At 37.2% G+C, this 19912-nt stretch carries 17 protein-coding genes and 1 tRNA gene; 4 read left to right on the top strand and 14 right to left on the bottom strand.

Annotated elements, in window-relative coordinates:
• Positions 1-133 precede the first annotated feature (133 nt).
• Positions 134-940 (top strand): alpha/beta hydrolase, encoded by an 807-nt coding sequence (locus tag SJY23_RS14350; RefSeq protein ID WP_396596879.1) that lies wholly within the window; start codon positions 134-136, stop codon positions 938-940.
• On the opposite strand, the gene SJY23_RS14345 is transcribed toward SJY23_RS14350, so the two are convergent.
• Together SJY23_RS14345 and SJY23_RS14340 are read right to left on the bottom strand one after the other, a co-directional pair.
• On the bottom strand, positions 941-2308 hold the full coding sequence (locus tag SJY23_RS14345; RefSeq protein WP_396596878.1) for an alpha/beta hydrolase family protein: 1368 nt from the start codon (positions 2306-2308) through the stop codon (positions 941-943).
• A 169-nt stretch (positions 2309-2477) separates the two neighbouring features.
• Positions 2478-2990 carry a hypothetical protein gene (locus tag SJY23_RS14340; protein WP_396596877.1) on the bottom strand — a complete coding sequence of 171 codons (513 nt, stop codon included), beginning with the start codon at positions 2988-2990 and terminating at the stop codon, positions 2478-2480.
• 265 nt (positions 2991-3255) lie between these two features.
• On the opposite strand from SJY23_RS14340, the gene ychF reads away from it, so the two are divergent.
• Positions 3256-4350 carry a redox-regulated ATPase YchF gene (gene ychF, locus SJY23_RS14335; protein WP_035336508.1) on the top strand — a complete coding sequence of 365 codons (1095 nt, stop codon included), beginning with the start codon at positions 3256-3258 and terminating at the stop codon, positions 4348-4350.
• Between the two features lie 73 nt (positions 4351-4423).
• Here the strand turns inward: ychF and SJY23_RS14330 are convergent, their stop codons facing one another.
• Together SJY23_RS14330 and SJY23_RS14325 are read right to left on the bottom strand one after the other, a co-directional pair.
• Positions 4424-4837, bottom strand: coding sequence for a BLUF domain-containing protein (locus tag SJY23_RS14330; protein WP_396596876.1), 414 nt, complete (start codon positions 4835-4837; stop codon positions 4424-4426).
• 165 nt (positions 4838-5002) lie between these two features.
• Positions 5003-5371 (bottom strand): hypothetical protein, encoded by a 369-nt coding sequence (locus SJY23_RS14325; protein WP_396596875.1) that lies wholly within the window; start codon positions 5369-5371, stop codon positions 5003-5005.
• A gap of 382 nt (positions 5372-5753) precedes the next feature.
• Between SJY23_RS14325 and SJY23_RS14320 the strand changes: the two genes are divergently transcribed.
• A tRNA-Ser gene (locus SJY23_RS14320) sits at positions 5754-5838 on the top strand.
• A 708-nt stretch (positions 5839-6546) separates the two neighbouring features.
• On the opposite strand, the gene SJY23_RS14315 is transcribed toward SJY23_RS14320, so the two are convergent.
• The 10 genes from SJY23_RS14315 to SJY23_RS14270 all read right to left on the bottom strand — a co-directional run bounded on the left by SJY23_RS14315 (position 6547) and on the right by SJY23_RS14270 (position 18825).
• The gene (locus tag SJY23_RS14315) at positions 6547-6906 is read right to left on the bottom strand and encodes a hypothetical protein (RefSeq protein WP_396596874.1); all 360 of its coding nucleotides are present in this window, start codon (positions 6904-6906) and stop codon (positions 6547-6549) included.
• Between the two features lie 157 nt (positions 6907-7063).
• Positions 7064-7675, bottom strand: a complete 612-nt coding sequence (locus SJY23_RS14310) for a hypothetical protein (protein WP_396596873.1) — start codon at positions 7673-7675, stop codon at positions 7064-7066.
• 1 nt (position 7676) lies between these two features.
• Positions 7677-9329, bottom strand: coding sequence for a type I restriction-modification system subunit M (locus SJY23_RS14305; protein WP_396596872.1), 1653 nt, complete (start codon positions 9327-9329; stop codon positions 7677-7679).
• 5 nt (positions 9330-9334) lie between these two features.
• Entirely contained in the window at positions 9335-10396 is a 1062-nt protein-coding gene (locus tag SJY23_RS14300; RefSeq protein WP_396596871.1) for an AAA family ATPase, read from the bottom strand.
• A gap of 2 nt (positions 10397-10398) precedes the next feature.
• Entirely contained in the window at positions 10399-11637 is a 1239-nt protein-coding gene (locus tag SJY23_RS14295) for a restriction endonuclease subunit S (protein WP_396596870.1), read from the bottom strand.
• Entirely contained in the window at positions 11630-14668 is a 3039-nt protein-coding gene (locus tag SJY23_RS14290) for a type I restriction endonuclease subunit R (RefSeq protein WP_396596869.1), read from the bottom strand. Before SJY23_RS14290 ends, SJY23_RS14295 begins: the two co-directional genes overlap by 8 nt.
• Before the next feature lie 113 nt (positions 14669-14781).
• On the bottom strand, positions 14782-15345 hold the full coding sequence (locus tag SJY23_RS14285; protein ID WP_396596868.1) for a hypothetical protein: 564 nt from the start codon (positions 15343-15345) through the stop codon (positions 14782-14784).
• A gap of 430 nt (positions 15346-15775) precedes the next feature.
• Positions 15776-16582, bottom strand: a complete 807-nt coding sequence (locus SJY23_RS14280) for an SDR family NAD(P)-dependent oxidoreductase (protein WP_396596867.1) — start codon at positions 16580-16582, stop codon at positions 15776-15778.
• A 96-nt stretch (positions 16583-16678) separates the two neighbouring features.
• Positions 16679-17644, bottom strand: coding sequence for a 2OG-Fe(II) oxygenase (locus SJY23_RS14275; protein ID WP_396596866.1), 966 nt, complete (start codon positions 17642-17644; stop codon positions 16679-16681).
• 197 nt (positions 17645-17841) lie between these two features.
• Positions 17842-18825, bottom strand: a complete 984-nt coding sequence (locus tag SJY23_RS14270; RefSeq protein WP_396596865.1) for a zinc-dependent alcohol dehydrogenase family protein — start codon at positions 18823-18825, stop codon at positions 17842-17844.
• A 172-nt stretch (positions 18826-18997) separates the two neighbouring features.
• Here SJY23_RS14270 and SJY23_RS14265 point away from each other — a divergent pair, with 172 nt between their 5' ends.
• A complete protein-coding gene (locus SJY23_RS14265; RefSeq protein WP_396596864.1) occupies positions 18998-19888 on the top strand; it encodes an AraC family transcriptional regulator in 891 nt (296 codons plus the stop codon).
• The last annotated feature ends 24 nt before the right edge of the window (positions 19889-19912 follow it).

Genomic DNA, 19912 nt, shown 5'->3' with positions numbered 1-19912 from the left:
GTTGGTTGTAGGTCCTTTATCTCAGGAGGCCATTTTTTGTAGCATTTGAGTGAATTATACTTCATTCTTTTGTGATTAATGTAAACGAACAGAAGAATAGTATTTTTGCAGCGCATCCATCAAAGCAGCACACATGATAAAGCTCAAAAGACCATTGATTTTACTATTTGTACTAGGGAATTTATATGCGATTCTCTGTGGAGGTTTATACTTCTTTCAAGACAATCTTATTTTTCATCCGCAGCAGTTGCCGCAGGATTATACATTTGATTTTAACCAGCCGTCTGAGGAGGTTTGGCTCGATGCTCAAGATGGAGCGCGCTTACACGGACTTAACTTTCAAGTAGACGATGCAAAAGGAACCATTTTATACTTTCACGGTAACGCGTCAAGTCTCGACCGATGGGGAGAGATTGTACAGTTTTTTGTTGAGAAACAATATAATGTAGTGGTGATGGATTATCGCCAATATGGAAAGAGTGGAGGAGCGCTTACTGAGCAAAATTTATATGATGATAGTTTGCTGTGGTACGCTTTCGCGAAAGCGCAATATCCCACAACCCCAATAATAAGCTACGGTAGAAGTCTTGGGACAACCTTTGCGACCTATGTTGCAGCTAAAGAAAATGTGAGCCAACTCGTACTAGAAACCCCATTTTACAGTATTGAAAACGAGGCAAGCTCAAGATTTTCTATCCTTCCAGTCAAGAAATTACTTAAATATGAATTCCCAACGTATCGCTATATAAATGAAGTGCAATCACCTATTGCGGTGTTTCATGGTACAGAAGATGAAGTGGTGGCATACGCCCACGGAAAACGATTATTTGACAGCATAGATCAACAAGAAAAGGTATTAATTACCATTCCAGAAGGTGGACATAATAACCTCATTGAGTTTCCTGACTATGAGGAAGCTATAGATAAGGTTCTTAATTAATTATCGTATCGTTTCTTCCTTAATCCACTTTGCAATGAGCGTTAGTGCTCTTGGAGCCATGGTTTGCTCTATTTCTGAGTATTCCGTTAACGCGCCAGTGGTGCTTTCTTGAAAGAGATGATTAAGCCCTTCAAAGGCTACCGTTCTTATACGCTCATTATTACTAGCAGCAAAAGCTTCTTTTATAGCTTCTAGATTCTCTTCATAAGGAACTTGGAGATCCTTTTTGCCATTCATTGCGAGAATAGGAGTTTTGACTTTACTTAAAAATGTACTTGGCTTCGTTCTTAGTAGACTTATGATCTCGGGAGTAGTGATTTGATTTGTGATGGATTCCACTTGCTGTGCGGGTACATTAGGACCAAGTTTGTTAAGTAAGGCTGCATTTACTTCGTTTTTTAGGTCTCTATGATTTTCTGGAGCATTTACAATGATCTCATAAGCAAGTCCTATCATTTCTAGTCCTTGTTGTATTTGAGCTTCTGGTACATTAAATAACCGTTCTAGCGCTGCTTTTTGTGAGAGCATGAGTTGGTCACCATCTATTCCAGGTCCTGCGAGCATGACTGTAAAATCTACATCATCATTAGTTGCCGCAATTTGCGGAGCGATAATCCCTCCTATGCTATGACCTATGAAACCAAATTTAGACTCCTTGAGATAAGAACGCTTTTTAAGATACTCAAGTGCAGCCGTGGCATCTCTCGTAAACTCGGTGATGCCTGCGGTTTTAAAAGTTCCTGTAGACTCGCCTACGCCGCGCTCGTCATATCTAAAAACGGCAATCCCTTGCCTTGTGAGATAATCTGCTAGTACATAGTAAAGCTGGTGGCCAAACATATCTCCATCTCTATTCTGCGGGCCGCTACCGCTTATGATTATGGCTACGGGAGGATTTTTTATATAATTAGGAAGTGTGAGTGTACCGCTAAGTTCGATATCGTCCTCCTTATTCTTAAAAACGAGTTCTTTTGTGGTGTAGTTAAAGGGAGCCTTCGGTTGTTGTGGTCTGTTTAATGTGATCACACCACGCTCGAGGTTGAGTGCTACGGGAAAGTTATTTTGGATAATATTACCCGTAAAGCCATCATTTTCAAAAGCACCTTTGTAGATGATATTAAAATCTGGAAAAGTCGCGACGAGTGTGTCATTTGTAAACGTAGTAGTTGCTGCCTTTCCCGCCATAAGTCCTTGGCTTGGGATATCCATTGTGGTGGCAAGAGCGCTATTTTCTTCTTGAATGTGAAAAGCAAAGTCCAGCTTTTTTCCTTGAAAGTCTACGGTACCTGTCCAGTCTCCTGTAATTTCTTGTGAGTAGGAGGTAAGCGCGATTAAAAAACCTAGGATGAGTGTAAATAAAGCTTTCATAATGTACTAATAAAGAATATCTAGGATACTAAGATACTTGTAAATGTATGGATTGAGGGTAAAGTGTTCAAATTTTGGCGAAAGCCTAACAAAAAGAAACCCGAGGCTCGCGCTCTCGGGAATCTAACCAACCAAAGTTGTCTATGGCTGTAATATCATGCGTTACTTCTTAAAACTGAGTAGAAGTTGGCGTTTTTTTGATTTTATAAGTCACAGTCGTTACAGAGTCATCATCATTGTTATACTCCTCAGACACCATATTTCCATCCTCATCAAAGTAGCTTACAGAAATTCCGTTTGCAGTTTTGAGCAAGTATACGTCACCTTTTGCAAGTTGGCGCATGGTCCCATACTCAGAGGTGTCATTATCACGAGTTCTCATAATCGTATATCCATCTTCAGATTCCTTAAGATTAAACTCAGAATCATTATAAGTATATGTCACCTCACGTTTTACAACAGTATTTCCTCGTTGTAGCGTTTGGTTTAATTGTCCTTCTTCTGTAGGATCCAGTTGTGTAGGCGTTACGGTAGATACCTTTTCTGTTTTGTACACAGTCTCATTACCTAGTGAAGACTTTACCGTCGTTCTTGTCGTTGTCGTTTCTTCTATCGTTTCTTGTGCTTGTGCTGCAGTGATTGTAAAAAGTGCTGCACATACCGTATATATTAACTTCTTCATGTTGTTTGTTTTGGTTCTGTACAAAGGTACCCATGCAATCATCGTATGAGGCTTAAGGGTTTGGTAATGCTTTGCTAAGTCTTTGCCAAAGTTTGTGTAGCAACCTCCTCTTTCTCTTAAAATATCACAACTTTCGGTTGTTTATATAAGCTTGGTCTGGCAGTCGGTAGATCTATAAATAAGAATTATCTTTGCATCCTGAAAAAAGAGTGGAAAGGTATTTTTTCCGCTTTCGCGAAAGCGTACTATTAATACACATTATTTTATGAAAGCTGGAATCGTAGGATTACCTAACGTAGGGAAGTCAACCCTTTTTAACTGTCTGTCTAATGCCAAAGCGCAAAGTGCAAACTACCCGTTTTGTACTATAGAGCCTAACGTAGGTGTGGTAAATGTACCAGATGAACGTCTATCGAAACTTGAAGAGCTTGTAAAGCCTGAGCGTGTAATCCCTGCTACGGTAGAGATTGTAGATATCGCAGGTCTTGTAAAAGGAGCAAGTAAAGGAGAAGGACTAGGAAATCAATTTCTAGGAAATATACGTGAGACAGATGCTATCATACACGTACTACGTTGTTTTGACAACGATAATATTGTACACGTAGATGGAAGTGTAGATCCTATACGCGATAAAGAAACTATCGATATTGAGCTACAACTTAAAGATCTTGAGACTACAGATAAGAAGCTTGAAAAAGTAAAAAGAGCATCGCGCACAGGTAACAAGGAAGCGCAAGCAGAAGAGGCAGTGCTTTTAAAAATAAAAGCAGGACTAGAAGCAGGTGTGTCTGTACGAGCTATTGAGATAGATGATGATGCCAGAGATGAGTATGTAAAACCATTACAATTTATCACAGACAAGCCAGTAATGTACGTGTGTAATGTAGATGAAGGCGCTGCTGTAAATGGTAATGAGTATGTAACTAAGGTACGCGAGGCTGTAAAAGAAGAAAACGCAGAGGTAGTAGTACTTGCTGTAGGCACAGAGGCAGATATTACAGAGCTAGATGATTATGAAGAGCGCCAGATGTTTCTTGCAGATATAGGTCTTGAAGAACCAGGAAGCGCTGTGTTAATACGTGGAGCCTACAAGTTATTAAACCAGCAAACATACTTTACAGCAGGTGTAAAGGAAGTACGTGCATGGACAATTAATATAGGAGCAACTGGACCACAAGCTGCGGGAGTAATCCACACAGACTTTGAGAAAGGCTTTATACGCGCAGAGGTAATACAATATGAAGATTTTATTACTTATGGTAGTGAGTCAAAAGTACGTGAGGCTGGAAAGCTAGCTGTACAAGGAAAAGAATATATTGTTAAGGATGGAGATGTAATGCATTTCTTATTTAACGTATAAGTACAAGCATCACTAAGTAAAAAGCCTCACTGTTTTAACAGTGAGGCTTTTTTTTATGACGGTTATTTGATGGTTAATCAAGTATAATAAAAGATCGTAAAAGACGTGATAGCTTATCTGAGGTAGTAGATTGTATCGAGTGTACTTTGAGATATGCTTTAATCTCATCTAGCTGCTCTCTATTTTCAATAGTTTGAAAACGTGAGTTATATTCTTCAAAAAGTGACTTAGGACTTTCTTTATTAATTACCTCAAACACGCTGTGGTGACGCGTATCATTTTTGATTTTAGTAGTGTATAAGTTGGTGAGATACGCTTCGTCACCTTCTAGTACTTGGAAGAAGTTACCAAAAGAGTGTAGTAGTATACCACGCACACCACGCTCATTATTGCGCTCATTAGTATGATCAAAGATTTCTTGAATTTCTTCTTCAGATAGATCCTCAGAGGCTTTACTAAAGTAACAGATGGTGTACACAGATTTCATAACTAGGGATCTTCCGGCAAATATAAAAAGATTATGATAAATGTTTAACGCTTTTTAAAACTAGAGGGACGTTATTGGAATTTTGATGAACAGAATTTTGGGGGGCTTTTCTTCCCTTGGCAGGGAAGGTTTTCTTGTTGTTGCTTACTGTTGTGAAACATCTCTCTAAATCTCTCTTCGAAGAGAGACTTCATTTTTCTTTCCCTTGCGGGAAAGGGTTTCTTGTTGTTGTTGCTTACTGTTGTGGGACATCTCTCTAAATCCCTCTTCGAAGAGAGACTTCTTTTTTTTCCCTTGCGGGAAAGTGGTGGGTGGTTTTCTTCCCCTTGCGGGGAAGGTTTCTTGTTGTTGCTCACTGTTGTGGGACATCTCTCTAAATCTCTCTTTGAAGAGAGACTTCTTTTTTTTCCCTTGCGGGGAAGTGGTGGTTGGTTTTCTTCCCTTGGCAGGGAAGGTTTTCTTGTTGTTTCTCACTGTTGTTTGCTTACTGTTGTGGGACATCTCTCTAAATCTCTCTTCAAAGAGAGACTTCATTTTTTCTTCCCCTTGCGGGGAAGTTGAGGGGTGGTTTTCTTCTCTTGGCAGGGAAGGGTTTCTTGTTGTTGCTTACTGTTGTTTTCTCACTGTTGTTTTCTCACTGTTGTTTTCTCACTGTTGTGTGCTTACTGTTGTGGGACATCTCTCTAAATCTCTCTTCGAAGAGAGACTTCATTTTTTCTTCCCTTGGCAGGGAAGTTTGGGTTAGGATGTTAGGTGTTGAGGGAAGGTGTGATTATATTTTTTCAGTGCTAAAAGTGCTCGGGTAGTGGGAGTTATGTGGTTGATTGAAAAAAACTACAAAAAAGTGTTGTTGTAAAGGAAAAAGCACTGTATATTTGCACCCGCAATCAAGCAGATAGCTTGATGAGGCACTCTAGGAGAATTGGCAGAGTGGTCGAATGCGGCAGTCTTGAAAACTGTTGAGGGTCACACCTCCGGGGGTTCGAATCCCTCATTCTCCGCAAAAGAAACCCGCAACAACGTTGCGGGTTTTTTGTTTTATTCCTCGCCCCAAGCTCGCTTGGTAGGCGAAGGATAAAACAAAAAACCTAACGAGCACCGCTCGTTAAGGATTTCATGCTTGCCCAGGATTCCCTTTTGCGATCACCTTTAGGTAATCCCTTTTTCTATTTTTCACCAATTATTTATTTCTAATTTCCGCTTGTAAGTAGGGGTAGAAAACAAAAAACCTAACGAGCACCGCTCGTTAAGGTTTTCATGCTTGCCTAGGATTCCCCTCTGGGATCACCGCAGGTAATCCCTTTCTAATTTTCACCAATTAAATATTTCTAATTTCTGCTTGAAAGTAGGGGTAGAAAACAAAAAACCTAACGAGCACCGCTCGTTAAGGTTTTCATGCTTGCCCAGGATTCCCCTCTGGGATCACCGCAGGTAATCCCCTTCTAATTTTCGCCAATTTTTTATTTCTAATTTCCGCTTGTAAGTAGGGGTAGAAAACAAAAAACCTAACGAGCACCGCTCGTTGAAGGTTTCATGCTTGCCCAGGATTCCCTTCTGGGATCACCGCAGGTAATCCCTTTCTTATTCCATATTCGAATATAGAATACGTTACTTAAGCTATGCTACAACCGCCTATCGCCTACAAGCTATCGCCTACAAGCTACCGCCTACAAGCTACCGACTACCGCCTACCAACTACCGCCTAACGACTAATTAAGCACCTCCTTATTTACTCCTTTTCTATAGCAGCGTTCTTCACCTAGGTATAGCGGATTACCGTGTTTTTCTGACCAAAAGCCTTCTAGTAGGTCTTTGGTGATGCATTGATAGACGACGACACCTTTGTAGATGGTCTCGTCATCGCCCTTATAATTAAAATTAATCACCAGAATATTATTCTTAAAGAAACCAGTTCCTTGTTGGCGCTGATCACCACTTATGAGCCAAGTAGCAAGAATTCTCTTGTGCTCATCTAGCGCTAGTGTGAGTTCGCCCTCATAGCCAGCTGCATCTGCACTTTGGTTGCTTCCTGCGATGGTGTATGTGCCTGCTAGGTCTTCTATGGTCATTGGGGTGGTATTCCACGCTTTCGCGAAAAATTTAATTTAATGTGTTTCAATAGGCTATATACACTATTTAAAGACGATATGAAGCAGTAAAAGGAATAGCGAGCACTTGTCATTGATTTAAACTATAAATACCCTTATAAATGCTTTGAGAGTTTATTTAATGAGTACCAGATAATGGTTGCATCTTCTTTGCTAATAATTTTTCAACTACATTGAGGCAGTATGGCTCTATACCTTTGAATTCAATAACTTTTAGTGTTATTGCGAAGTCTTTATTTCGCGCGTATTCATATAGTTGAAGCCCTTGCGTTGTCTTTTTATCATAATAGCCCAAGTGCTGTAATATCCTCCCAGCAATATTTGTGAGATTATCTCTTTTACGATGGCCACCTTGTCGTACTCCTAAATATAAAATCTTACTATCACTATTGTTATTTTTTACGGGTACTTTTTTGTAGTTAATATTTTCTACATTGTTACGATAAGTACATAACAACGTATTGAGCTCATTTGCTTTTTCGTGGTTTTCAAGTTCAAACCAATACAAACAGTGATTTTCTCTAATATTATATAATTTATCAAAGATGATTTCTCTGAATTTATCGTCAATATTAGGAAAATAGCTATACCCTAAATGATCAGGAAGGTTTTGTGTGTTGAACACCCCTTTATGATAGAAATTATCATTGTCTCTATTGCAGAGGACTTCTTCAACAATACGGTCTACCTGTTGTTTTATTAAAAATTGAGCATCACTTACATCGAACATCTTATATAGTATCTAAACCAAGTTCCTTTAAAAATTTGTTATGCTCTGCAAGTGCTTTTGCTGCCTTCTTTTCTACCTCAACTATTTTATCATTTACCTCTTTTAATTTTATTATAATTTCTGGTTTTGCTGTACTTACGTAACGTGATATATTGAGGTTGTAATCATTTTTCTCAATTTCTACCATTGATACTCTACGTGCATATCGCTCTTCTTTTTCTGGACGATTTTGATACGTGTCAATAATCTTTTTAATATCATTGGGCTCTTTTGGGTCTAGCACGCCATTTACCTTACCATCACGTAATACATTTTGACGTTTTACTTTTTTATAATGCTCACTCGCATTTATAAATAATACATCATCTTCTTTTTTACATTTCTTAATAATCAATATGCACACGGGAATACCTGTTGAAAAGAATAGGTTTGAAGGTAAACCAATTACAGTATCTATATTTCCGTCTTTTAATAGCTTTTCTCTGATACGTTGCTCTGCGCCACCTCTAAATAAGACTCCGTGAGGCAAGATTATAGCCATTGTACCTTCATCACTTAAAAAGTGTAAACCGTGTAATAAAAAAGCAAAGTCTGCGGCTGATTTTGGAGCTAAACCATAATTTTTAAAACGGAAATTTTCACCCATCGCTTCAGATGCATCCCAACGGAGGCTAAAAGGCGGGTTAGCTACTATTGCATCGAAGGTCGTTTTTTTAGCTGGGTTCATTTCATTTAATAAACCCCACTCATTTTTTAAAGTATCACCGTGAAATATTTCAAATTCTGAGTCCTTAACACCGTGCAACAACATATTCATACGTGCTAAGTTGTAAGTTGTTATATTCTTTTCCTGACCGTAAATTCTACTAATCGCACCGCCTTCTTTTTCAATTTTATCTTTTACATTAAGAAGTAAAGAACCAGAACCACAAGCAAAATCTAATACTTTGTTTAGCTTTTTCTTTTTACCTGCTTTTGGGTTTTGACTATCTAAGGTTACAATTTCTGATAGTATTGTAGATAATTGTTGTGGTGTGTAAAACTCTCCTGCTTTTTTACCCGAACCCGCTGCAAATTCTCCAATTAAATACTCATATGCATCACCAAGCTTATCGCTTTCCTTTGAAAAAGCAGCAATACCTTCTGATATCTTGGTTATAATTTTACACAGCTTCTTATTTCTTTCTGCGTATGTTTTACCAAGTTTTTCTGAATCTAGATTGATTTCTGAGAATAATCCTTTGAAAGAGCTTTCAAATGAGTCATTTTCAATATGTTTAAATCCATCTTGCAAGTCTTTCAATAAAGCTTCGTCTTGTGTGCGTGCTAATTCTGAAATACTACCCCATAAATATTTAGGCTCGATAACATAATGCACTTTACGGCGCATTTGTTTTTCAAAAGGGGCTATATCATCTGGATTGTTTTCATACCAAACTGAAAGCGGTGTGCGCTTATCATCTTCATCTAACTTAGGATAGTCTGAACCTAATTCTTTTTTTACAGACCCTTCATAATTATCTGATAGGTAGCGTAAAAAGAGAAATGAAAGCATATAATCACGAAAATCATCTGCATTCATTGCACCTCTAAGCTCATTTGCGATATCCCAAAGTGCCTTACCTAACTTTTCTTGATCTTGTTCTGTGGTCATTTTTGCTAGTACTTAAACTTATATTTAATTTGTATTTTTTGAAATATATCTTTTAATATATTTTCTTCATCTTCAGCCATCTTGTTGAACTGAAGTTTATATGCGTTTTTATGCGATAAGTGATTTATTATACTCATAGTTTCCTCTATTTTTTCATTATCGACTCCTATTTGTTCAAGAGTAAAACTTATTCTACCCATTCCGATAAAGGAAGATATATTCTCTAATAATTGTCTTAATAAGACAAAGTGATAGGCAAATAATTCTGAGTTAATCGCGTCATCTATGATTTGCATTAAGTGAAGATGAAAAAGGAAAACATCGTTTCTCACACTTTTTAACTCTACGTTTTCTCCATTGTTTTTGAGAATAACCGCTTTTGTAAGTTGTTTAAATCGTCCACTTTTTTCACCTCTAGTTAATCTATCTGCAAGAATTGAAAATAAGCCAATGTGATGTGTAGTTATGACTATATTTTTGTCAAGATAGTTCTCCTCTATTAAATTAAATATAGATTCAGAAGTCACATATATATTATGATCATCTAAACTTGATACGGGGTCATCAATAAAGAAGTGTGCATTTTGGATGTCAGCAAAACCATCAACTTCAAATAATGCTAAAAAAAAGCACCATACAAAAATACGTTCTTCACCTCTTGAAATTTTTATTGGATTTTCTGTTTCTTCATCCACATAGAATGTAACCGAATCAAAACCTTTTTCTAAATCTGCATAATTAAACTTAAATTTATATTTTGGTTTATACAAGGCTAGTTTTTCCTCAATATTAGGAACATCTAAAAAAGAATGGAATTTGTTTAAGCTACTACTATTTATTGTAAGTTTTATATCTTCATTATCATTTGGTTCATCATTATCCCAAACAAACAAATCCTCACTAAAGGCATTGTAATAAACACCTGAATGATTGCCATCGTTTTTTTCTTTGGAGATATCTTTATACGCTACAGATAATCTCGTTTTCCCTGTACCATTGAATGCATATATTAAAATGATATTTTCATTTAAACCGTATATTTCTTCTGCAATTACTTTATGATTCATTCTTATAGGATGTTTGGAAATAATTTTTGCATCAACCCTTTTTTGTGTTTTTGTAAGGCTTTTGTTTTTTGAGTTTGAAGGGTAATTAAATCATCTAATGAAGATAGACATTTAGCTATTCTTTGTTGTTCCAAAACATCAGGTACATAAATATTAAAGCTAGTTAGTACCTCTTTAGTTATTGTCTTTATTATACCTCCTGGGGCTTTTTCTTTTTCGATTTCAAATAATAATTGAATCACGTAAGCAAAAAATAATTTATCTATAGGTTTATAGAATTCTTCAAAAAGTAACAATGTTCTATCAATAAACGCATCATATTGTGTAATAGCTACTCTACCTATTGAGCCTTGTATGGTAATTATTACTGTTCCCTTAGCTATGAAAACACTTTTTTCGGCAGCTAAGGCACTTATTTTTCTTTTTGTTTTTGGTTTTATTTTTAAGTTAGTATCAACATCATAAACTTGTATAAACGGCATACCATTTTCATCGTCATACCACTCTGGTCTGCCATATGGTTGAGGGAAACTACCCCTTCTAAATTTGGCAATTTTACCTAAAGTAGTATTCTCCCAATTTCCATCATTCTCAAACTCTGGAAAACGATATTGTGGTTTAGTTTCCCCATTTGCAGGAAATAACTGTTGTAACAACCCTTTTTTGTGGTCTTTTAAATGGTCAAGTTTGTCAGTTTCTGCGGTAATTAGAGTATCTAATGAAGATAGGCAATTGGCTATTTTTAGTTGTTCATTTGGGTTTTTAGGCTTAAAAAATGGAAATGATAAAACCGTATCTTTTCTAAGATTAGTTTGTTTAACACCATCATCAAAAGCTAAAAAATATTTATTTCTATTCTGAATGTAAAACAGAAATTTATTATTAATGTCTGTAGGCGTAATTTTACAGATACGTTGATTTACGGTATAAGTATCATTTATATCTACATAAAAACATTTTGCAATTGCTCTACCGTTTGGAATATCACTCAACACCATCAATATATCACCTACACTAGCTCTTAAATTTGCTGAATTAGTATATTTAACTACCTCTCCTTCTGTAGATATAAACTTAGAATTAACTACTTTATATTTCCCTGTTTCAGAAATTTCTTTTTCGTGAGCCTTTCCATTTTCATAATCTGCAACATCATCTAAAATTGTTTCAGCCCAATTTCCATCATTCTCGAACTCAGGGAAACGCAATTCAGGAACTATTTTTTCTTTCTTTTTATTCATATGCATTTAATCCTGCTATTTCACGCCCTTGGGCAAGTTTCTTTAGTAATGGTACTAAGTCTACCATCAACGCTTCTTCTCTGGGGCGCCGTTCTTTCCACCCTAAGTCTAATGGCGCTAGTAAATCGGTCAGTTTTTCGCCATCAAAAATCATACGGTTCATAATTTCATCAATAAAAGAGTTAAGGCTTTCGGTTGTAATACTATGCTTTTCTGCAATAGTTTGTATGTCTGCTGCTGTTTTATTGTCTTTAAATTGCTGGTATCCTTTTTGAATTTCATTTTCGCTTAAAGCGAAACCAACTTTTAAGGTATTTATATAAGCAATAATATCATCACGTTCCTCCAGTAAATTAGCACTAGAGCCTAAAAGGTTTATGAGTTCTTCACGTGTCATTTTATGCTTAGATGGTTTGTCTTGCGTGTATTGTGCAATCAAACCAATGATGTAGTCGTAATCTATCACTGCAGAAGAAAACAATACAAATTCAAAATCTAATTGCTGTACATCTTCTGGCGCTTTTTCACCCTCTTTTTTCTGTGCAGCCTGTAGTCGTTTGGCTGTGTCTAAATACACAGATTTAAATGAGCGTAACTCATCTTCAGGTAACAGTGATTCAATGGCTTTAGTCTGTTCTTCTTCTAGGTCTGTATATTGATCTAGCTGTGTTTTATAACGCTGTACTTCTTTAAATACATTGATAAAGCCAGCACGTGCTTCATTTCCTTTTAAATTATCTACCTCAGAGGCTGTTGGGTTTAATCCCTTTGCTTCCATATACTGGTGAAGTTGTTCAACCGCATTTTTATATTTGGCAATTACTTTGGGAGCGGCATCTACTAACCAGATTTCTTTTGCCTTCTCTATTTTTGCTCCAGAGAAGCGTATCATTGCTTTATCTACATCTTCCTCCTGGTCTCTAAATACTAGAATATTACCATAAGGTTTTGTATCGTTTATTACTCTGTTGGTACGAGAATATGCTTGTATAAGACCGTGGTACTTTAAATTTTTGTCTACGTATAATGTATTCAGATACTTAGAGTCAAAACCGGTAAGTAACATATCTACTACGATCATCACATCAATTTTATTTTTATGAGGATAATCAGCATTCGTGTATTTCTGGTCTTTTATACGTTGCTGTACATCTTGATAGTATAAATCAAAATCTCCTATTCTGTGGTTTGTGTCGTATTGATGGTTATAATCTTTAATAATTGAGGTGAGCGCTATCTTTTTCTCGTTTGGCTCCACTTCATTATCTGCTTTTTCCTGCGGTAAATCTTCTTGTAATTGTTTTACGTCTTTATTTCCTTCTGCAGGAGGAGAGAATACACAAGCAATATTAAGAGGCTTATAATCTTGATTTGCTTCTATTTCTGCTGCTTGTAAATCCTTAAAAAGCTCATAGTATTGGATAGCGTCATTTATAGATGCAGTTGCAAAAACACTATTAAATCTTCTAAAGTGTGTAGCCTTATCGTGTTTGTCAATGATTGCTTTTGCCGCAGCTAGCTTATGTAAATCACCTCCAGGACTAACTTTTCCGTCTGGCTTAAAGTAGTCAATATGAAAACGAAGAACATTTCTATCCTCTATAGCATTTGTAATCGTATACGCGTGTAACTCTTGTTGAAAAACATCTTTTGTTGTTTTGTAAGATGCTTGTTTTCCTTCAATAGTTTTGTAGGTTGCATTTTCTTCAAAAATGGGTGTTCCTGTAAAACCAAATAACTGTGCCTTTGGGAAAAACTCAACAATAGCTTCGTGATTATCTCCAAACTGCGAACGGTGACACTCGTCAAAAATAAATACAAAACGTTTGTCCTTAAGAGAGCTTAGCCTGTCGTAGTAACTTTCTTTATTATCTTCTTTTTGCTTTCTGTTTCGTTTACTGTTTTCATTAAGAGCAAGACCTAACTTTTGAATAGTAGTAACGATTACCTTATCTGCATAATCTGTAGAAAGCATTCTTTTAACCAATGTGTTGGTATTAGTATTTTCTTCTACACTGCCTTCCTGAAACTTGTTAAATTCCTCTCTAGTCTGTCTGTCCAAGTCTTTTCTGTCAACCACAAATAGACATTTGTCTACATCATCATTGTCTTTTAGAAGGGTAGAAGCTTTAAATGAAGTTAAGGTTTTACCACTTCCTGTAGTATGCCATATATACCCGTTTCCTCTATCTTGTTCTATACAATCTACAATAGCCTTTACCGCATAAATCTGATACGGTCGCATTACCAGTATTTTTTGCTCCGTTTCAACCAAAACCATATAGCGGCTTATCATTTCACCCAATGTACACTTGGCTAAAAACTTTTCTGTAAAATCGTCTAAGTGGTTGATTTTAGTATTGTCTTTTTTGGCTAAGGTATAGACAGGTAAAAACTGCTCATCTGCATTAAAAGCAAAGTGCTTGTTATTATTATTAGAAAAGTAAAAAGTTCTTGATCTATTGCTTACTATAAACAATTGCATAAAGCACATTAATGAGTTGGTATAACCATTACCAACGTCGTTTTTGTATTCTACAATTTGTTGCATTGCACGATTAGGACTAATCTGCAATGTTTTTAATTCTATTTGTACAAGCGGTAATCCATTTATCAATAAAATAACATCATATCTATGATTGCTATTTTCCGTATTCATACGCAGTTGATTGATAACCTCAAAGTCATTCTTACACCAGTCTTTAATGTTTACTAAAGTATAGTGCAGGGGAGTATCATCCTCTCTAATGAATGTATTTCGCTTTCTTAGTAAGCTTGAGGCCTTAAAAACATCTGGGTTTACTATTTCAGTAAGAAGCTTACTGAATTCCGTATCGGTTAATTTTACACGATTCAGTGTTTCAAACTTCTCTCTAAAATTTGATTCTAAAGCTTTTCTATCTCTTATATCCTTACGGTATGTATACTTTAAGTCTTGTAGCTGTCCTACAAAACCATATTCTATTTCAGCTTCATTTACAATGCCCATTTTTTGATTTTTTACCGTTTTGGTGCTTTTGAGATTCTTCAAATTTAAAGTATTCATTGTGATTATAACCTCTAGAACTTGACTAGTTTCGATCCTGAATTAAATTTAATTTAAGGGTAGTTTTAATAAATAGAATACTAAAAGAAAGATATAATTTAAAGTTTCTCGCGCCCCACATACAACTCCATCGCTTTCTTATACTTTATCGCACCTTTCATACTCAGGTCATTAATAAAATTATCTAGCTCAGGGTGATTGCGGGCGGTCCAGGCTACTAGGGAGTCGCGTTCTTGTTGCCACACATCCCAGTTTACATCGATGCAGGTGATTTCTTCTAGCTTAGTGATTTTACCATCTTGAAGGTATATTTTATGGCTGCAGGTGAGTGGGTTATTCTTTAAAAATTCAAAACGCAGCGAGCTCACCGCTACCGTAGCGATTACTTGCGCGCTGTCACTTTCTATGGAAACCACCTCGTAGGAGGGCTTAAATATGGAATCCCACTTAAAGTGCTCGTAGTAACTTTCTTTGTCAAAAGGCATCACATAATCTCCCGCCGTGATGGTGATGCTATCGCCTATCAAGCTGCTTATTTCTTGGAAGTTTCCTTCGGCAACGGCCTTGTAGTAGGCTGCGACGGTTTCTTGTGAAGTCGCTTCTTTCTGTGTGCATCCCGTGAGTATGCAGAGTAGGGTGAGGAGGAATAGGGTAAATTTCATAGCGCGTGATTAGATGAATACTGCCCTAAATATACCATCTTTTATAGTGCCGTAGCTTGCAAATGAGGTGCTGTTTATGAGGTATTTATGGTACGCTTTCGCGAAAGCGTGAAAACTCCACACACCATTAGTCTGCAGCTATTAAAGGCTTGCATAAAAATAAGCCTTCACTATAGCTGGGGAACTAGGAAGGCTTACAGTTATTGGGTAAATACAAGGTGTTGCTACCCGCTAACCACAATAAAATCTGAACGTCTATTTTCTAAATACTGCACTTCTGTACAGCTATCGTCTGCCTCATCACAAATGTGTATTGGCCTTGATTCACCAGACCCTTTGGCGCTCTCAATACGCGAACTCGTGATACCATTTTTAATCAAATAGTCACGGGTAGAGATGGCTCTGTTTTCTAGTAAGCAAAGCTTTTTGTTTATGAGATGTTTTTCAAAATCTGTTGTGTTGTGGTGATTAAGTGTGTGCGTTTTTCCTCACTGTAGGCATCTGCATGCGCCCTGCCAAAGCTACCTTTGTCATTATCAAAATAGTCACCGCTATGGCTCGCATAGCTAGGGTTTGTAGCCAGGTCTTGTAAAATAGTCGCCCCTTTATCTGCTGGTGACCAGTGGTGACCGTAGGCTTCTTTTACCATATTTGTATTAAGTAAAGAACCTGGGTTTACAGGGATAACCGTAAGTGCTGGCTCTTGTATTGCTAGGTCAAAGCTCCACATTAATAAAGCAAGCTTACTTTGTGCGTAGGTCTCTTGCTGGATCTCTTCTTTAGTACCTGCTAGCACGCTATCTATAACAGATGACTGCGCTGCAGAGCTCAAGTTGATAATGCGCGTGTGCTCGCCTTTTTTAAGAAGATCGAGTAGGGAAGTGGTGAGCAGGTAAGGCGCTATATAATTTACCGCCATACGCATATCAAGCCCATCTGCTGTAAACAGCTCACGGCTTTTAAAAACCCCTGCGTTATTTATGAGTACATCTAGCGTTGTGAGTTTTTCTTTTACCTCACTAGCCATAGCGCGCACTGCTGCCATACTAGAAAAATCTGCTACAAAACCGTCTATGTGTTCATTGTTAGATTCGGCTTTTATGGTGGCAATGGTCTCTGCTACTTTTGTAGCATTACGACCGTGTATGTACAGGGTATGTCCCTGTTTGGCTAGCTGTATGGCGGCTAGTTTACCTATGCCGTCAGTACTTCCAGTAATTAATATGGTCTTGCTCATTCCTATATGTTTATGTTGATGAAAAACTGGCACTCGTTGTATTGCCAGTTCTATTAATTTTATTCTTGTTCTAAGATAATCATTAACCTACGTTTCTTAAAAAGGTGCAACGGTATCTTTAGGACCATCAGCTAAACTCCATCGCTGGCGAGCGGTGATGCTTTCTAAAGCAACATCTTTAATGGTGTCGCTGTTGCTAGTATTTCCGTAGCTGCTTGTACTACCACGTGGTATTTGCATACGATCTCCATATAACCACACTACTAAATTACTACGTTGTCCGCTTGTAATGGGGTGCGTTGCGTGTGGCACATTACCGCTATGGATGATTGCTTTACCCGGCTCAAATATAGCTTGTACCGTTTTTCCTGAAGCTTTATCATAAAAATCAACCTCAGATCCTGTAAACTTCTCATCTGGTAAGTTGATATTGATATTCAAGGTAGCTGCAGAGGCATCAATATGCGCGTGTAAATCCTTGTCTTTATCTGGATTGTACTGTATTGAAAAACCAAAAGTCTGATTGTCATAGCCGTAAGTTCCTAATAACAAACGTGCTATAGGACGCATAAAACGGTCCATCATATCGTTATAAAATGCCTGAAAATTGGGTGCTGCCAGATGACCTTCAGAACGAGGGTCTAACATCATTCCATATCGGTTTAATTGAATACCATAAGGTGCACGTTTTGGCACTCCTAAGTTTGCTACAGCTTCTAGATAGTTACGAAAATCTGCTAAACGATCTGGATCAAAAAACTGTGCTACATAAACACCAGGTATAATTTCTTCCCACAAATCGGCAACAGCAGATTCTTTTTCTGGGTTTTCCCAAGCGTCTTTAATGGCTTTACGTAATCGTGGGTCTAGCAAGGTTTCGTCAGGAACTAATAAATCATCTTTGTTTTCTATTTCCCATTCTGCCCAAGCAGCTTCTAGTAGTTTGCGATTTTCGTTCCAAAATTGAGAAACAGATGGATCGCGTCTTAATGATAATTCTCGTGAAGGTACTACTAAAGCACGAGCTTCTGTAAGTGCATTTGTATGTTCTATGGTACTCATAATATTATGTTTTACATATAGCTACTGCTATTATATTTTAAATTTATAACAGAACTACGCAAAAATGGCTGTTGGCTTTGGTAGTTAAAATGTTGGTTATTATGAAGAGCAAAGTTCTGTATTTTTAAACCTTAAACACTTATTTTATAGGTGTTTAAGGTTTAATTGCTTTCCGTAGTAAGCCTATGGATGAGGTCTTAGTTAGTTACAACTACTTTACCTATTGCTTTACCACTCTCTAGTCTTGCATAAGCATCACCTACATTCTCTAGCGCAAATGTGCTGTCTACTAGAGGTACTAGTGCTTTGGCTTGTGCGATGTTGCTTAGCTCTTTTAAAATCGCTCCGTGCTCTTCACGCTTGTAGTTGTGTAACATAGGGATGAGCATAAACACAACGTGTAGTGATAATCCTTTAAAGTGTGCTGGAGTAAGATCTAGGTTGCACATAGATACTGTAGTAGCAATTTGTGCATTAAGTGCTGCTGCCTCAAAAGACTTTGTAAGGTTATCTGCACCTACGGTATCATAAATTAGGTCAAAACCTGCACCATCTGTATATTTTGCTACATATGATTCAACTGTTTCTTCTTTATAGTTAATTGCCGTTGCTCCATATCCTTCTATAATCTTTTGTTGCTCTGGTCCTCCACAAGTAGCATATACATCTGCCCCAAAGTGAATAGCTAGTTGTACCGCAACGTGGCCTACACCTCCAGAACCTCCGTGTACGAGTACTTTTTGACCTTTTTTAATCCCTGCGCGTATTAATCCTTCATAAGCAGTAATTGCCACAAGTGGTAGTGATGCTGCCTCAGTCATAGATAAGTTGGCAGCTTTGTGAGCAATAAGCTTACTGTCTGCCACGATATATTCGGCTAGCGTACCTTGTAAGTCGGCAAGGCCACCTACACAACCGTATACCTCGTCACCTACTTTAAAGTCATTTACACCTTCACCTACTGCTTCTATCACTCCTGCAAAGTCCATTCCTAATATAGCTGGTGCTACTGGTGATAGCGGTAAGTCTGATCCCATCTTGCGTATCATGGTATCTACCGTGTTCACACTAGAGGCTGCAATCTTGATACTCACGTGACCTGGAGTTACTGCTGGTTTTGCTACTTCGCTTGCTGTGAATGCGGCATTCTCACCGTATTCGTTGATAATCATTGCTTTCATATATGCTTTCTTTTATAGTTTGTGGTTTTCTTTGATGATACAAAGGTAGTGGGATAGGTCGCTAGTCTATTTGTATATAAAATGGTTAATTAGGTATAAATAGAGGTTGTTAGGTGGGTTATGATAATTTTAATGCTATAAAATCCTAAATTTGTCCCTAAATCATACTACTATGCAAGTATTAGAAGCTTATAAACCTTTTGAAATACAAGAAATGGAATTATCTGAGTGGAAACAACGCCCAGTTAAAAACAATTTTTTTGAACTTGTACTTATTGAAAGTGGAGAGGGTACGCAGTGTATTAATTACAACTTTTACGATTATAAAAAGGATAGTATCTTTTTACTACCTCCCTTAAAGTGTCATTCGTTCAATATAGAGAAGCGTACAAAATTTGTCTTTTTAAAGTTTACCAATTCGTTTTTCAAAAGCTCTAATAAAATGACGCTGGATAAGTCTGAGTGGTTTAAAGAAGCCGCCTATATCTTGTCTAACTATAACCAGCTGCCTGGCGATATCATTAAAAGTGATGCAGATAGGGAGCATCTCAAACAGCTTACAGCAATTATTTTAAGAGAGACTAGAAACTATGGAGAGGTCTCTGTATCGCTTATCTCAAGTCTTATGGTAAGTATATTAGAAGTGGTTATTAGAAATATAAAAAAAGGGAGTCACTATGAGATTGTAAATACAACAACTGATGACAGAGCAACAAATATGCTCACCTACATCAACGAGAATATTGCAAAAAGTGAATTACTCAAAGTAGATAGACTTGCAGAAACATTTATGATGTCTGCAACCTACGTAAGTGAGTTTTTTAGAAAACAGGTAGGGATGTCCTTACGTGAGTATATTATGAAAGCCAAACTTAGGCTAGTAGAGATACGTCTTCTCAACTCAGATTTTACCCTCACTGAAATCGCAGATGAGCTAGGCTTTACAGATGTAAGTCACCTCTCAAAAACATTTAAACGCTATACAGGTACTTCTGTAAGAGAGTTTAAAAACGCAGGGGAGTATATGTTACTTAAAAGAGCCTCTTGCGGTGTGAGTGCTTAAGACTTGCTCGTTTGTTATAACCAA

Origin of the sequence: Dokdonia sp. R86516, assembly GCF_044596715.1 — a bacterium.
In the GTDB taxonomy this organism is placed as follows: Bacteria; Bacteroidota; Bacteroidia; order Flavobacteriales; family Flavobacteriaceae; genus Dokdonia.
This window is presented reverse-complemented; position numbering and strand designations above follow the sequence as displayed.

Excerpts from the sequence above, each read along its gene's own strand:
- SJY23_RS14350 (WP_396596879.1), top strand. The coding sequence starts at position 134 with ATGATAAAGCTCAAAAGACCATTGATTTTACTATTTGTACTAGGGAAT.
- SJY23_RS14345 (WP_396596878.1), bottom strand. The coding sequence starts at position 2,308 with ATGAAAGCTTTATTTACACTCATCCTAGGTTTTTTAATCGCGCTTACC.
- SJY23_RS14340 (WP_396596877.1), bottom strand. The coding sequence starts at position 2,990 with ATGAAGAAGTTAATATATACGGTATGTGCAGCACTTTTTACAATCACT.
- ychF (WP_035336508.1), top strand. The coding sequence starts at position 3,256 with ATGAAAGCTGGAATCGTAGGATTACCTAACGTAGGGAAGTCAACCCTT.
- SJY23_RS14330 (WP_396596876.1), bottom strand. The coding sequence starts at position 4,837 with ATGAAATCTGTGTACACCATCTGTTACTTTAGTAAAGCCTCTGAGGAT.
- SJY23_RS14325 (WP_396596875.1), bottom strand. The coding sequence starts at position 5,371 with ATGAAGTCTCTCTTTGAAGAGAGATTTAGAGAGATGTCCCACAACAGT.
- SJY23_RS14315 (WP_396596874.1), bottom strand. The coding sequence starts at position 6,906 with ATGACCATAGAAGACCTAGCAGGCACATACACCATCGCAGGAAGCAAC.
- SJY23_RS14310 (WP_396596873.1), bottom strand. The coding sequence starts at position 7,675 with ATGTTCGATGTAAGTGATGCTCAATTTTTAATAAAACAACAGGTAGAC.
- SJY23_RS14305 (WP_396596872.1), bottom strand. The coding sequence starts at position 9,329 with ATGACCACAGAACAAGATCAAGAAAAGTTAGGTAAGGCACTTTGGGAT.
- SJY23_RS14300 (WP_396596871.1), bottom strand. The coding sequence starts at position 10,396 with ATGAATCATAAAGTAATTGCAGAAGAAATATACGGTTTAAATGAAAAT.
- SJY23_RS14295 (WP_396596870.1), bottom strand. The coding sequence starts at position 11,637 with ATGAATAAAAAGAAAGAAAAAATAGTTCCTGAATTGCGTTTCCCTGAG.
- SJY23_RS14285 (WP_396596868.1), bottom strand. The coding sequence starts at position 15,345 with ATGAAATTTACCCTATTCCTCCTCACCCTACTCTGCATACTCACGGGA.
- SJY23_RS14280 (WP_396596867.1), bottom strand. The coding sequence starts at position 16,582 with ATGAGCAAGACCATATTAATTACTGGAAGTACTGACGGCATAGGTAAA.
- SJY23_RS14275 (WP_396596866.1), bottom strand. The coding sequence starts at position 17,644 with ATGAGTACCATAGAACATACAAATGCACTTACAGAAGCTCGTGCTTTA.
- SJY23_RS14270 (WP_396596865.1), bottom strand. The coding sequence starts at position 18,825 with ATGAAAGCAATGATTATCAACGAATACGGTGAGAATGCCGCATTCACA.
- SJY23_RS14265 (WP_396596864.1), top strand. The coding sequence starts at position 18,998 with ATGCAAGTATTAGAAGCTTATAAACCTTTTGAAATACAAGAAATGGAA.